Source organism: Pseudomonas sp. HB05 (assembly GCF_016756915.1).
Classification (GTDB): Bacteria; Pseudomonadota; Gammaproteobacteria; order Pseudomonadales; family Pseudomonadaceae; genus Aquipseudomonas; species Aquipseudomonas alvandae.
In genome coordinates this window covers 43450-55453 of the sequence record NZ_JAESPG010000021.1, presented here as the reverse complement: position 1 = coordinate 55453, position 12004 = coordinate 43450, and the positions used below count along the sequence as shown (strand labels likewise).

Below are 12004 nucleotides of genomic sequence, written 5' to 3'. Positions count from 1 at the left end.
GTGGCGAGGGAGCTTGCTCCCGCTGGGTCGCGAAGCGGCCCCAAGCTTTTTGCGAACGCTGCGCAATCGAGCGGGAGCAAGCTCCCTCGCCACAAAGGGATCCTCAAATAAGGGAATCCTTTGACTGCAGGACTCTAGCGCTTGGCGATGATATACACCGCGTGCACGATGCCGGGGATATAACCCAACAGCGTCAGCAGGATATTCAGCCAGAAAGCCCCGCCGAAACCGACTTGCAGGAACACACCCAGCGGTGGCAGCAGGATGGCGATGATGATGCGAATGAAATCCATGGATGACTCCCTGATGAGCGATGGCCACGTTGCCATAGCCATGGACACCTGCCCGCTCGTCGGGGTTCAGTAATTGCTCGCGGGAGGCCTCGAAAGCGTCCGCCGATAAAAAACGCGGACAAAAGAAAACCCCGCCGAAGCGGGGCTTTGCAGACTGTTTCCCTGACATCCATTTCACTCCGCCTTCCTGGCAGAATCCTACGTGTCCGTGTTGTTACTTTTGCGCGTCCTGCGCTACGTCCATGGAAGCTAGATTAGCCCTGGATCCAATCGGACGATAGAGGGAAATCGCCAGCACGTCATGTAAGCATTTGCTTACATGACGGCATGTTTCAGAATTGGCCGGGTTCCAGCAGGAACAACGACTCACTGCCGGCCTTCACCGAAGCGCTCAGGGAATGGATCCGCGGCAACAGGCGGGCGAAGTAGAATCGCGCCGTGCCCAGCTTGCTGGCATAGAAACCATCCTGGCTTTCCTTGCCCAGGGCCGCCCTGGCCATGAGCGCCCACATGTAGGCGTATGCGGTGTAGCCAAATGCCTGGAGGTATTCCACCGACGCCGCGCCGATTTCGTTCGGGTTGTTTTTCGCCCGATCGAGCAGCCATTCGGTCAGTTCGTCCAGCGTGCCGACGGCATCGTTCAACGGCTTGGTGAACTCCGACAACTCGCTGCTTGCCGTGGCGGTGAAATGGCGAATCTCATCGGCGAACAATTTATAGAACGCCCCGCCACTGCCGACGATCTTGCGTCCCACCAGATCCAGCGCCTGGATACCGTTGGTGCCTTCGTAGATTTGTGTGATGCGCACGTCGCGCACCAGTTGCTCCTGGCCCCATTCGCGAATGTAGCCGTGACCGCCAAAAATCTGCTGGCCGTGAACGGTGGTTTCCAGACCCAGGTCGGTGAGGAAGGCCTTGGCGACGGGGGTCAACAGCGCGACCAGATCTTCCGCACGCTTGCGGGTGGCGGGGTCTTCGCTGAACTTCGCGGTATCCAGTTGCATCGCGACGTAGGTGGAGAACGCGCGGCCACCCTCGTTCGAGGCTTTCATGGTCAGCAGCATGCGACGCACGTCCGGGTGGACGATGATCGGGTCGGCGACCTTGTCCTTGTTCTGCGCGCCGGTTGGCGAGCGGCTTTGCAGGCGGTCACGGGCGTATTCGATGGCGTTCTGGTAGGAGCGCTCGCCGGTGGCCAGGCCCTGGATACCGACGCCCAGGCGCTCGTAGTTCATCATGGTGAACATCGCCGCCAGGCCTTTGTTCGGCTCGCCGACCAGATAACCCACGGCCTCGTCGAAGTTCATCACGCACGTGGCGGACGCCTGGATACCCATCTTGTGTTCGATCGACCCGCAGTTGGCCGCGTTCCGCGCGCCCAGGCTGCCGTCGGCATTGACCATGAATTTCGGCACCAGGAACAGCGAGATGCCTTTCGGCCCGGCCGGGGCGTCCGGGAGTTTCGCCAACACCAGGTGGATGATGTTTTCGGTGAGGTCGTGTTCGCCGCCAGTGATGAAAATCTTCGTACCACTGACCTTGTAGGAACCGTCAGCCTGGGGCTCCGCCTTGGTGCGGATGATCCCCAGGTCGGTACCGGCGTGAGGCTCGGTCAGGCACATGGAACCGGCCCAGACACCGGCGTACATGTTCGGCAGATACGCCGCTTTCAATTCCTCGCTTGCATGGGCGTTGATCGACAGGCAAGCCCCGGCGGTCAGCATCGGATACAGGCCGAAGGACAGACTGGCCGAGTTGACCATTTCCTCGACCTGGGCCGAAACGGCCTTGGGCATGCCCATGCCGCCATAAGCCGGATCACCGCCAACGCCGACCCAACCGCCTTCGGCGTAAGTCTTGTAGGCCTGTGGGAAACCTGCCGGCGTGGTGACAGCGCCGTCCGACCAGTGACAACCTGCTTCGTCAGCTGCACGACTGAGGGGGGCGACGCTTTTACTGGTGACCTTTCCGGCTTCCTCCAGAATCGCTTCGACAGTTTCAGCATCCACGGTCTCGGCCAGCGCCGGCAGTTGGGCCCAGAGTTTTGCGACCTCGAACACTTCATTGAGGACGAAGCGCATATCGCGCAGGGGCGCTTTGTAGTCAGCCATGGCAAACCTCGCAAGATCTAAACAATTGGTTCGTAGGAAAGCGGTTTCGCAATGGGCCAGAGTGTACCCCAACAACTTTTGCGACACATAGGGTCAACCCATGACTGTTTTGTTATTTTTAGTCACGGCCAAAAGTTGATGTTTTACCGTGGCGAGGGAGCTTGCTCCCGCTGGGGTGCGCAGCAGCCCTCTTTTGAGCGCTACGCACTGGAGCGCCAGCCCGGTCACGCGGGAGCAAGCTCCCTCGCCACGGAGAATGTCTCAGCCCATCAAAGCGCAAACAACTCCGCCGGCAACTTCATCAGGCATTCACTCCCAGCCTCGACGGCGGCCCGATGAGCGGTCGTGCGCGGCAGCAGGCGCTTGAAATAAAACTCACAGGTCGCCAGCTTGGCCCGGCAAAAATCTCCATCGCCGTCGCCACTGTCGAGCTGTGCCTGGGCCACCAACGCCATCCGCAGCCACAGATAGGCCAGGATGATGTAGCCGCTGTACATCAGGTAATCCACCGAGGCAGCCCCTACCTCATCGGGGTTTTTCATGGCTGCCATGCCAACCTGGGTCGTCAGTTCGCCCCACTGCCGGTTGAGGCCATCGAGCTGCGCAACGTATCCGTCGAGCTGCGGATGCCCGGCATTGGCGGCGCAGAACTTGTGGACGACCTTGGTGAAGCCGCGCAGTAACTTGCCCTGACTGCCCAGGATCTTGCGCCCCAGCAGGTCCAGGGCCTGGATGCCATTGGTGCCCTCATAGATCGGCGCGATCCGACAGTCGCGCACCAGTTGCTCCATGCCCCATTCGCGGATAAAACCGTGGCCGCCAAACACCTGCATGCCGTGGTTGGTCACCTCCAGTCCGGTATCGGTCATGAAGGCTTTGCAGATTGGCGTGAGAAAAGCCAACAAGTCTTCGGCCTCCTGGCGGGCGGTTTCGTCGCTGCTCAGGTGCGCAGTGTCGAGCAATTGCGCAGTGAAATACGTCAGCGCCCGGTTGCCTTCGTTGAAGGCCTTCATCGTCAACAGCATTCGACGCACGTCGGGATGGACGATGATCGGATCGGCGACTTTTTCCGGTGCCTTGGGGCCAGTCAGCGAACGCATCTGCAAACGATCGTTGGCGTACTTGATCGCGCCCTGGAAACTCGCCTCGCCCAAACACAGGCCCTGCATGCCAGTGCCGAGGCGGGCGTGGTTCATCATGATGAACATGCAATTGAGGCCCTTGTTCGCCTCGCCGATCAGGAAACCCTTGGCGCCGTCAAAATTCAGCACGCAGGTGGCCGAGGCCTTGATGCCCATCTTGTGCTCGATCGACCCGCAGGAAACGCCATTGCGTCCCCCGGCCTCGCCCGTGGCGTCCGGCAGGAACTTCGGCACGATGAACAGCGAGATACCCTTGGTGCCGGCCGGCGCATCCGGCAGCTTGGCGAGCACCAGGTGAATGATGTTGTCGCTCATGTCGTGCTCGCCGGCGCTGATGAAGATCTTGCTGCCAGTCACTGCGTAACTGCCGTCAGCCTGAGGCACGGCGCGGGTCTTGATGATCCCAAGGTCGGTGCCGCAGTGGGCTTCGGTCAGGCACATGGTGCCGGTCCACTGGCCGGCGGTGAGTTTGCTGAGATAGGTCTGCTTCTGCTCCTCGGTGCCGTGGGCGTGGATGGCCGACATGGCCCCGTGGGTCAGGCCGGGATACATGCCCCAGGACGTGTTGCTCGACCCGATCATTTCGCTGATGACCAACCCCAGGGAACTGGGCAGGCCCTGGCCACCATACGCCGGATCCGCCGCCAGGCCGTGCCAGCCGCTTTCCACATACTGTGCGAAAGCCTGCTTGAAACCTGTAGGCGTAGTCACCACGCCATTGTCGAAATGGCAGCCCTCTTCGTCACCTGGGCGATTGAGTGGCGCCAGCACGTGCTCGCAGAACCGGGCGCCTTCCTCGAGGATGGCGCTGACCATATCCGGACTGGCATCGCTGGCACCCAGTTCGGCATAGCGGCCATGGAAATCGAAGACGTGGTCGATCAGAAAGCGCATGTCACGCAGGGGGGCTTTGTACTCGGGCATGGTGGTTTTCTCCGGTAGCAGATCGTTCCAACCTACTGCCGGCCATCAAGCCTCACAATCACAGTCCAGACGCTGAATGCGCCATCATCACTCAACCCGCGGCGGCTTCCATGCGCACCGCGCCGCGACGATTCTGGCCGAAGGCGATCACACAGTTTCGACCCGCGCCCTTGGCGTTATAGAGCGCCTGGTCTGCCGATTTGAGCACTTCTTCGGGCGTACGCTGCTCGATGCGCTCGGCCACGCCGATGCTGACGGTCACCGATACGCTGGAGGCGCCAGCGCCGGCGCGACGCTGGCGCCCTTGTTGATCGTCCTGGGGGCGGCTGTCGGGATTGCGCAGTTGAATCGCGTACGTCTCGATGGATTGGCGGATGACTTCCAGATGGGGCATGCACTCATCAATGGTCTTGCCTGCGAACACCAAGGCGAATTCCTCGCCGCCGTAGCGATACGCCCTACCGCCACCGCCGATCTTCGACAGCTTGCTGGCCACCAGGCGCAGCACCTGGTCGCCGACGTCGTGGCCGTGGGTGTCGTTGAATTTCTTGAAATGGTCGACGTCGCTCATTGCGAGCACGTAATTGCGCCCCAGGCGCTGCATGCGTTCGTTCAGCGCCCGACGTCCCGGCAGGCCGGTGAGTTCGTCGCGGAAGGCCATTTGATAAGCCTCGTGGGCAACCGCGGCGGCGATCATCAACATCACTTGGCTGCACATGATGTTCAGGGTGAACGGCAGGATGAAGGTTTTCGGCAGCATCCAGAACAAGCCAAGCAAGCCCACCAATTGCGCCGCGTGCAGCGGCCGGGGGTTGCGCCAGTATTGCCAGGCCAGCAGCAGGAACGCAGCCGCGAACATTGGGTAGGACAATTGGATCAGGCTCATCCAGGCGCCGTGCAACGCGGGCCAGCGGATCTCCGAAAGCCACAACAACAACGGCTGGGGGAAACTTTGCTCCAGCGCCAGGGCCACGCTGCCGAAGACCAGCAACACCGCGAACCGGGCCACCATGTCCTGGAACAGATGGGTGCGCTCCTGCCACGCGGCGAACAGCCCGAACAACAGCGGCAGCAGCAGGCAGACGAGATGGAAGACCACCGCCGCGTCTTCACGCACCTTGCCGTTATCGCGGTAAAAATCGGTCTGGGTATCCAGCAGGAAGTAGGCGATGTACACCGTGACCATCAGAAACAGCTCGCGCTGACGGCGGTAGACGGCGCAATACGCGCCTCCCAGAAGCAGCACCAATGTAGGCAGCACATTGAACAGGGAGGTGAAGAAGACGTTGAGATCCTTGACGTAGGCAGCCGCAAGCCCCGACAACAACAGCAGCAGTGACGGTAGGAAATGGCTCAGACGTACAGCGGAAGAACGCGGCAAGGGTAAAGCTCCGACCCGGCTGATCAAAGATGGCATTGTGCATGCGAGGTGTGACCGATGTCACACTGCCATCGCTGTAACGGCAGGTGGGGAAGTTTTCTTAGGGTTGGGTTGGATGAATATTGTTTCAGGATCACAGTTGATGCCCACAAAGAAATTGTGGTGACCATGAAAAAGCCGCTGCTCCCGAAGAAGCAGCGGCTTTGTGAAGAACCGCGTAAGGCTTAGTAGCCCAGCGCGAAGTCTTCTTCTTTCATGTCCATCAGGTTGTTGGCGCCCGACAGCATGGCCGCAACGTGAGTGCGGGTGCGCGGCAGGATGCGCTGGAAGTAGAAGCGCGCAGTCTGCAGCTTGGCGGTGTAGAACGCTTCTTCGCTGGTGCCGGCTGCGAGTTTCTCCGCCGCCAGGCGCGCCATGTCGGCCCAGAAGTAAGCCAGGCAGGCATAGCCGGAATACATCAGGTAATCCACCGAGGCCGCGCCCACTTCTTCGCGATCCTTCATGGCGGCCATGCCGACCTTCATGGTCAACTCGCCCCATTCCTTGTTCAACGCAGCCAGGGGTTCCACGAACTCCTTGACCGCTTCGTTGCCTTCGTTGCCCTGGCAGAACTTGTGGACGATCTTGGTGAAGCCCTTGAGCGCTTCGCCCTGGGTCATCAGCACTTTACGACCCAGCAGGTCGAGGGCCTGGATGCCGGTAGTGCCTTCGTACAGCATCGAGATACGGCTGTCGCGCACGTTCTGCTCCATGCCCCACTCGGCGATGAAACCGTGACCGCCGTAGATCTGCACGCCATGGTTGGCCGATTCGAAGCCGACTTCGGTCATGAAGGCCTTGGCGATCGGCGTCATGAACGCCAGCAGCGCGTCGGCTTTCTTCTTCTCTTCTTCGTCCACACCATACTTGACGATATCGACCTGCTTGGCGGTGAAGTAGACCATCGCCCGGTTGCCTTCGGCGAAGGCTTTCATGGTCAGCAGCATGCGGCGCACGTCAGGGTGGACGATGATCGGGTCAGCGGCCTTGTCCGGCGCTTTCGGGCCAGTCAGGGAACGCATCTGCAAGCGATCACGGGCGTATTTCAGGCCGCCCTGGAAGCCGATCTCGGCGTGGGCCAGGCCTTGCAGCGCGGTGCCCAGGCGTGCGGTGTTCATAAAGGTGAACATGCAGTTCAGGCCCTTGTTCGCCGGGCCGATCAGGAAACCGGTGGCCGCGTCGAAGTTCATCACGCAGGTGGCGTTGCCGTGGATGCCCATCTTGTGTTCCAGGGAACCACAGCTCACGGCATTGCGCTGGCCGACGGTGCCATCGGCGTTAGGCAGGAATTTCGGCACGATGAACAGCGAAATGCCCTTGGTGCCGGCCGGTGCGTCCGGCAGGCGTGCCAGCACGATGTGGACGATGTTGTCGGCCATGTCGTGTTCACCGGCCGAAATGAAGATCTTGGTGCCGGTCACTTTGTAGGAACCATCGGCCTGAGGCTCGGCCTTGGTGCGCAGCATGCCCAGGTCGGTGCCGCAGTGAGGTTCGGTCAGGCACATGGTGCCGGTCCATTCGCCGGACACCAGCTTGGTCAGGTAAGCCTCTTGCTGCTCGGGCGTACCGTGTTCGGAAATGGTGTTCATCGCACCATGGGACAGGCCCGGGTACATGCCCCACGACCAGTTGGCTTCGCCGACCATCTCGCTGACTGCCAGGCCCAGGGACTCCGGCAAGCCTTGACCGCCATGCTCGACATCGTGGGCCAGGCTTGGCCAGCCGCCTTCGACGAACTGCTTGTAGGCTTCCTTGAAGCCGGTCGGGGTTTTCACGCCGGACTCGCTCCAGGTGCAACCTTCGATGTCACCCACGCGGTTCAGCGGCGCCAGCACCTGCTCACAAAACTTGGCGCCTTCTTCGAGAATGGCGTCAACCATGTCCGGAGTTGCGTCCTGGCAAGCCGGAAGGCTCTGATAATGCGCTTCGTAGCCGAGCAGTTCGTCACGAACGAAGCGAATATCACGCAAGGGGGCCTTGTAGTCAGGCATAGCGATAACCTCTGCTGATGTAACCGGGGATGAACGACCGCGGCGAATTGTTGTAGCGGTCAAACAGGTGTTTGAAACATACGTTTACGCCCAAACCTTGTCAAGCGTCGATCCTTCGCCGTTCGTCATCGACCCCTGGAAAATATCGGACACAGAAAAACCATCGCGTTGAAAAATCAGCGATGCCTGCAAAAAAAAGATTAGTCGAGCAATAAGACACCAGAGACAAGAACGCCGCGAATAATCGCGGCGTTCTCATAAATCTCAGGTGCTTGTATCAAGCGAAAGTATCAATCAACGTACCAAGCATCTCATCGGAAGCCTTGGCGACATTCACGCCCAGCTGTACTTGAAACTTGCCTTGGGCCATTTCGACCATGTTGCTGGCCACATCCGATTGCTGGCTGCGATCCACCGAACGCAGGCGATCGACCTGGACTTCGGACGACTGGCTGGTGACCGAACGCTCGATTGTATTGTTGGCGATCTGGCTGGAGGCCTGATCGACACGGTTCTGCCCTGTCTGAATCGTGCTCAGACCGGCATAGAACGCGGTGTTTCCTGAGATTTCCATGGCAGGGCTCGTCTACTTGAAGGGGTCGACACCGGCATTGAAACAGAAGCCCTGGAAAAACACCCGACAAAAACACTAATGGCACAGTGCCTCGTCATAGGCAAAACCTTGGCGGGTTTTCAGTCCAGCAAATCCAATTGCAGGTGCTCGGCCACCGCTTCAGCCGTTACGCTCTGGATCCGCGCCACCCGGCCCAGGCAGGGCGCTGGCAGGCGTTCGGCCAGGGTTGCCAGGTTTTCTTCGAGGCGCGAGGTGGCCGGGTCGATGATATTTGCCACCCAACCGGCCAATTGCAAACCGTCACGGGCAATAGCCTCGGCGGTCAACAACGCATGGCTGATACACCCCAGGCGCACGCCCACCACCAGGATCACCGGCAGCCCCAGCGCTATCGCCAAATCGGAAAGATTGTCCTGGCCGGCCAACGGTACACGCCAACCACCCGCGCCTTCGATCAAGGTGAAGTCGGCGTCCAACGCCAGCACCTCGCGCATCGGCCCCAGCAGCGACTGCACCGTCAATGCCACACCGGCTTCCCGGGCGGCCAGGTGCGGTGCAATGGCTGGTTCGAATGCCACCGGATTGACCTGTGCATAAGTCAGCGGCACCGAGCACTCGGCCAGCAACGCCAAGGCGTCGGCATTGCGCAGGCCCTTGGGCGTCACCTCGCAGCCGGAGGCCACCGGTTTGCCGGCAGCCGTGCTCATGCCGGCTTGTCGCGCCGCGTGCAGCAGGCCCGCCGCAACGGTGGTCTTGCCCACATCGGTATCGGTGCCGGTGATGAAATAAGCCTGGCTCATAGCGGTTTCTCCAACACGGCGTAGACCACCTGATAGGTCGCGGGCAGGCCCTGGGCCTGGCGGAACTGCTCGTAGGCTTCGACCAGCGCGAGGATTCGCGCCCTGCCCGTCAATCCTCCGGGTCGGCCCGGGTTCAGATTATGAGCGCCCAATGCTTTCAATTCGTGGGTCAGGCTACGTACATCCGGGTAGTGCAATACGTGGGGCTTATTTTCCAGGCCGAGGACATTCAATTCGCTGCTTGCGCACAACTGTTGATATGTCTCGAAATCACGGAAACGGTTGACATGCACCCAGCCATCCACCTGACGCCAACTGTCACGCAATTCGTACAGCGTGCCGACACAAAGGCTGGTAAAGGCAAACACGCCGCCCGGCTTCAATACGCGATGGGCCTCGCTCAGCACCGAAGCAAAATCGGCGCACCATTGCACCGCGAGACTGGAGAAAACCAACTCACAGCTCGCCGCCTGCAAAGGCAGCCGCTCAGCATCACCGGCGATGAAATGCGCGGCCCCGCCTCTTGGGCGAGCATGGTTGAGCATGCCCTCGGCGATATCCAGCGCGAAGCCGGTCTCCTCGCCGAAACGAGCACCCAAGGCCCGGGTGAAATAACCGGTGCCACAGCCCAGGTCCATCCAGCGCTGCGGATCGAGCGACGAAGGCAGTCGCCCGAGCAATTGTTGCCCCACGTCACGCTGCAGTTCAGCGACGCTGTCATAGCTGGCCGCCGCCCGGGAAAACGAGGCCGCGACCTGACGTTTGTCGGGCAAGGCGCCAGGTAGCTTCACGGACAAATCAGTCATCACCAGACTCATGCAAGAAAGCCTGGATCGCCCCCGCCACGCCGTGGGGGTCTTCCAGAAGAAATGCGTGGCCGGCCTGTTCAATCAGGCCGATTTCGACATCCGGCAACAGCGCCAACAACTCGCCCGCCGCTTCGGCTGGCACCAAGGCATCGAGCCCGGCAAACAAATGCAATTGCGGGCCGCGAAACCCCTGCAATGCCACACGAGTGTCGAGCAGCGTCAACAACTCGAGCCCGGCCATCAGCACTTCAGGCGCTGTATTCGGTGCACCGCCGAGCAACAATCGCGACAACCCCCGTGGGTCGCCGCAACCTTGGGCACACAGCAAACTGAAGCGCTTGAGCGTCTGGCGCGGATCCGCAGCACACCCGGCAAGAAACCCATCGAAGGTCTCGCCGGCCATCGCGCTCGGCCATTGATCATGCGCCACGAAAGACACATTACTGGCCAACGTCAGCACGCCACAGCAGCGCTCGCCCCGGCGCGCCGCCAGTTCCGAGGCCAACATGCCACCCAGGGACCAGCCTCCGAGCCAGGCATCCTGGGGCAACGTCGCGTCCAACTCATCGAGCCAGTCCGCCAGATTGCTCGAAGCCAGCACCGGCAAGGGCTCGATTTCCACCCGCAAGTGCTCATCGAGCCCCTGCAGCGCAGCGGCCAACGGTTCGAGAGGCGAAACGCCCAGGCCCCAACCAGGCAGCAATATCAGTCGATCACGCATGACTCGGCTCCGGTCCCAGTTGGACAAAACACTCTGCCAGTGCCTCTAACAATAGTTGCACCTGGGCTTCGCTGTGGGCGGCGGTCAGGGTCACACGCAGGCGAGCACTGCCGGCGGGGACGGTCGGTGGACGGATCGCGGTCACCATCAGCCCCCGTTCACGCAGCATCCGTGACAGTTGCATCGCGCGCCCGGCAGCGCCGACCAGGATGGGCTGGATCGGCGTGAAGCTGTCCATCAATTGCAAACCGATCTGCTCGGCGCCCTGGCGGAACTGGCGAATCAGTCGCTGCAAATGCTCACGCCGCCAATGTTCGCTGCGCAGCAGTTCAAGGCTCTTGAGCGTGGCGCAGGCCAAAGCCGGTGGCTGGCTCGTGGTGTAGATGTAGGGACGCGCGAACTGGACGAGGCTTTCGATCAGTTCCTCACTGCCCGCCACAAAGGCGCCAGCGGTGCCAAACGCCTTGCCCAGCGTGCCGACCAGCACGGGAACGTCTTCCTGGCTCAGACCGAAATGTTCGACGACACCGCCGCCGGTGGCGCCCAGCGTGCCGAAACCGTGGGCATCATCGACCATCAACCAGGCACCCCTGGCCTTGGCTTCACGGGCGAGGGCCGGCAAGTCGGCGATGTCGCCATCCATGCTGAACACCCCATCGGTGACCACCAAGGTGTTGCCAGCCGCTTTTTCCAGGCGCTGGGCCAGGCTCTGGGCATCGTTGTGCAGATAACGGTTGAAACGCGCGCCGGACAACAACCCGCCATCGATCAATGAAGCGTGGTTGAGGCGATCCTCCAGCACGGTGTCGCCCTGCCCGACCAACGCCGTGACCGCGCCGAGATTGGCCATGTAGCCGGTGGTGAACAGCAACGCCCGCGGGCGGCCGGTCAGCTCGGCCAATGCTTCTTCCAAGGCGTGATGCGGCCCGCTGTGGCCGATTACCAGATGAGAGGCCCCGCCGCCGACGCCCCAACGCGCGGCACCTTCGCGCCAGGCCTCGATCACTTGCGGGTGATTGGCCAGGCCCAGGTAATCGTTGTTGCAGAACGCCAACAGCGGCTGGCCGTCGACCACCACTTCCGGACCCTGGGGGCTTTCGAGCAGCGGGCGCTGGCGATAGAGATTTTCAGCACGACGGGCAGCCAGGCGTGCGGCGAGATCGAAGGGCATGCTGGCCTCAACTGTTTAAAGACTGGCCAAAGCCCCTTGTGGGAGCGA

10 protein-coding genes are annotated in these 12004 nt (G+C 61.2%); all 10 read right to left on the bottom strand.

The window, feature by feature from the left end; genetic code table 11:
* Positions 1 to 134 precede the first annotated feature (134 nt).
* The 10 genes from JMN22_RS18715 to bioF all read right to left on the bottom strand — a co-directional run bounded on the left by JMN22_RS18715 (position 135) and on the right by bioF (position 11956).
* A complete protein-coding gene (locus JMN22_RS18715) occupies positions 135 to 293 on the bottom strand; it encodes a YqaE/Pmp3 family membrane protein (RefSeq protein WP_003177654.1) in 159 nt (52 codons plus the stop codon).
* A 332-nt stretch (positions 294 to 625) separates the two neighbouring features.
* Positions 626 to 2404 (bottom strand): acyl-CoA dehydrogenase C-terminal domain-containing protein, encoded by a 1779-nt coding sequence (locus JMN22_RS18710; protein WP_198797845.1) that lies wholly within the window; start codon positions 2402 to 2404, stop codon positions 626 to 628.
* A gap of 269 nt (positions 2405 to 2673) precedes the next feature.
* On the bottom strand, positions 2674 to 4470 hold the full coding sequence (locus JMN22_RS18705; RefSeq protein ID WP_198797846.1) for an acyl-CoA dehydrogenase C-terminal domain-containing protein: 1797 nt from the start codon (positions 4468 to 4470) through the stop codon (positions 2674 to 2676).
* 91 nt (positions 4471 to 4561) lie between these two features.
* Positions 4562 to 5851, bottom strand: coding sequence for a GGDEF domain-containing protein (locus JMN22_RS18700; protein ID WP_030139256.1), 1290 nt, complete (start codon positions 5849 to 5851; stop codon positions 4562 to 4564).
* Between the two features lie 224 nt (positions 5852 to 6075).
* A complete protein-coding gene (locus JMN22_RS18695; protein ID WP_030139257.1) occupies positions 6076 to 7881 on the bottom strand; it encodes a phenylacyl-CoA dehydrogenase in 1806 nt (601 codons plus the stop codon).
* Between the two features lie 277 nt (positions 7882 to 8158).
* Entirely contained in the window at positions 8159 to 8455 is a 297-nt protein-coding gene (locus JMN22_RS18690; RefSeq protein ID WP_030139258.1) for a hypothetical protein, read from the bottom strand.
* 119 nt (positions 8456 to 8574) lie between these two features.
* Entirely contained in the window at positions 8575 to 9255 is a 681-nt protein-coding gene (gene bioD, locus JMN22_RS18685) for a dethiobiotin synthase (protein ID WP_198797847.1), read from the bottom strand.
* A complete protein-coding gene (gene bioC / locus JMN22_RS18680) occupies positions 9252 to 10061 on the bottom strand; it encodes a malonyl-ACP O-methyltransferase BioC (protein WP_030139260.1) in 810 nt (269 codons plus the stop codon). The genes bioD and bioC overlap by 4 nt, the downstream gene beginning before the upstream one ends.
* The gene (locus tag JMN22_RS18675; protein ID WP_198797848.1) at positions 10054 to 10785 is read right to left on the bottom strand and encodes an alpha/beta fold hydrolase; all 732 of its coding nucleotides are present in this window, start codon (positions 10783 to 10785) and stop codon (positions 10054 to 10056) included. The genes bioC and JMN22_RS18675 overlap by 8 nt, the downstream gene beginning before the upstream one ends.
* Positions 10778 to 11956: an 8-amino-7-oxononanoate synthase gene (bioF, locus tag JMN22_RS18670; protein WP_030139262.1), complete on the bottom strand. Its 1179-nt coding sequence runs from the start codon at positions 11954 to 11956 to the stop codon at positions 10778 to 10780. Before bioF ends, JMN22_RS18675 begins: the two co-directional genes overlap by 8 nt.
* Between the last annotated feature and the right edge of the window lie 48 nt (positions 11957 to 12004).

What these genes read in the sequence shown, in the direction of transcription:
- JMN22_RS18715 (WP_003177654.1), bottom strand. Translation starts at nt 293, where the DNA reads ATGGATTTCATTCGCATCATCATCGCCATCCTGCTGCCACCGCTGGGT.
- JMN22_RS18710 (WP_198797845.1), bottom strand. Translation starts at nt 2,404, where the DNA reads ATGGCTGACTACAAAGCGCCCCTGCGCGATATGCGCTTCGTCCTCAAT.
- JMN22_RS18705 (WP_198797846.1), bottom strand. Translation starts at nt 4,470, where the DNA reads ATGCCCGAGTACAAAGCCCCCCTGCGTGACATGCGCTTTCTGATCGAC.
- JMN22_RS18695 (WP_030139257.1), bottom strand. Translation starts at nt 7,881, where the DNA reads ATGCCTGACTACAAGGCCCCCTTGCGTGATATTCGCTTCGTTCGTGAC.
- JMN22_RS18690 (WP_030139258.1), bottom strand. Translation starts at nt 8,455, where the DNA reads ATGGAAATCTCAGGAAACACCGCGTTCTATGCCGGTCTGAGCACGATT.
- bioD (WP_198797847.1), bottom strand. Translation starts at nt 9,255, where the DNA reads ATGAGCCAGGCTTATTTCATCACCGGCACCGATACCGATGTGGGCAAG.
- bioC (WP_030139260.1), bottom strand. Translation starts at nt 10,061, where the DNA reads ATGACTGATTTGTCCGTGAAGCTACCTGGCGCCTTGCCCGACAAACGT.
- JMN22_RS18675 (WP_198797848.1), bottom strand. Translation starts at nt 10,785, where the DNA reads ATGCGTGATCGACTGATATTGCTGCCTGGTTGGGGCCTGGGCGTTTCG.
- bioF (WP_030139262.1), bottom strand. Translation starts at nt 11,956, where the DNA reads ATGCCCTTCGATCTCGCCGCACGCCTGGCTGCCCGTCGTGCTGAAAAT.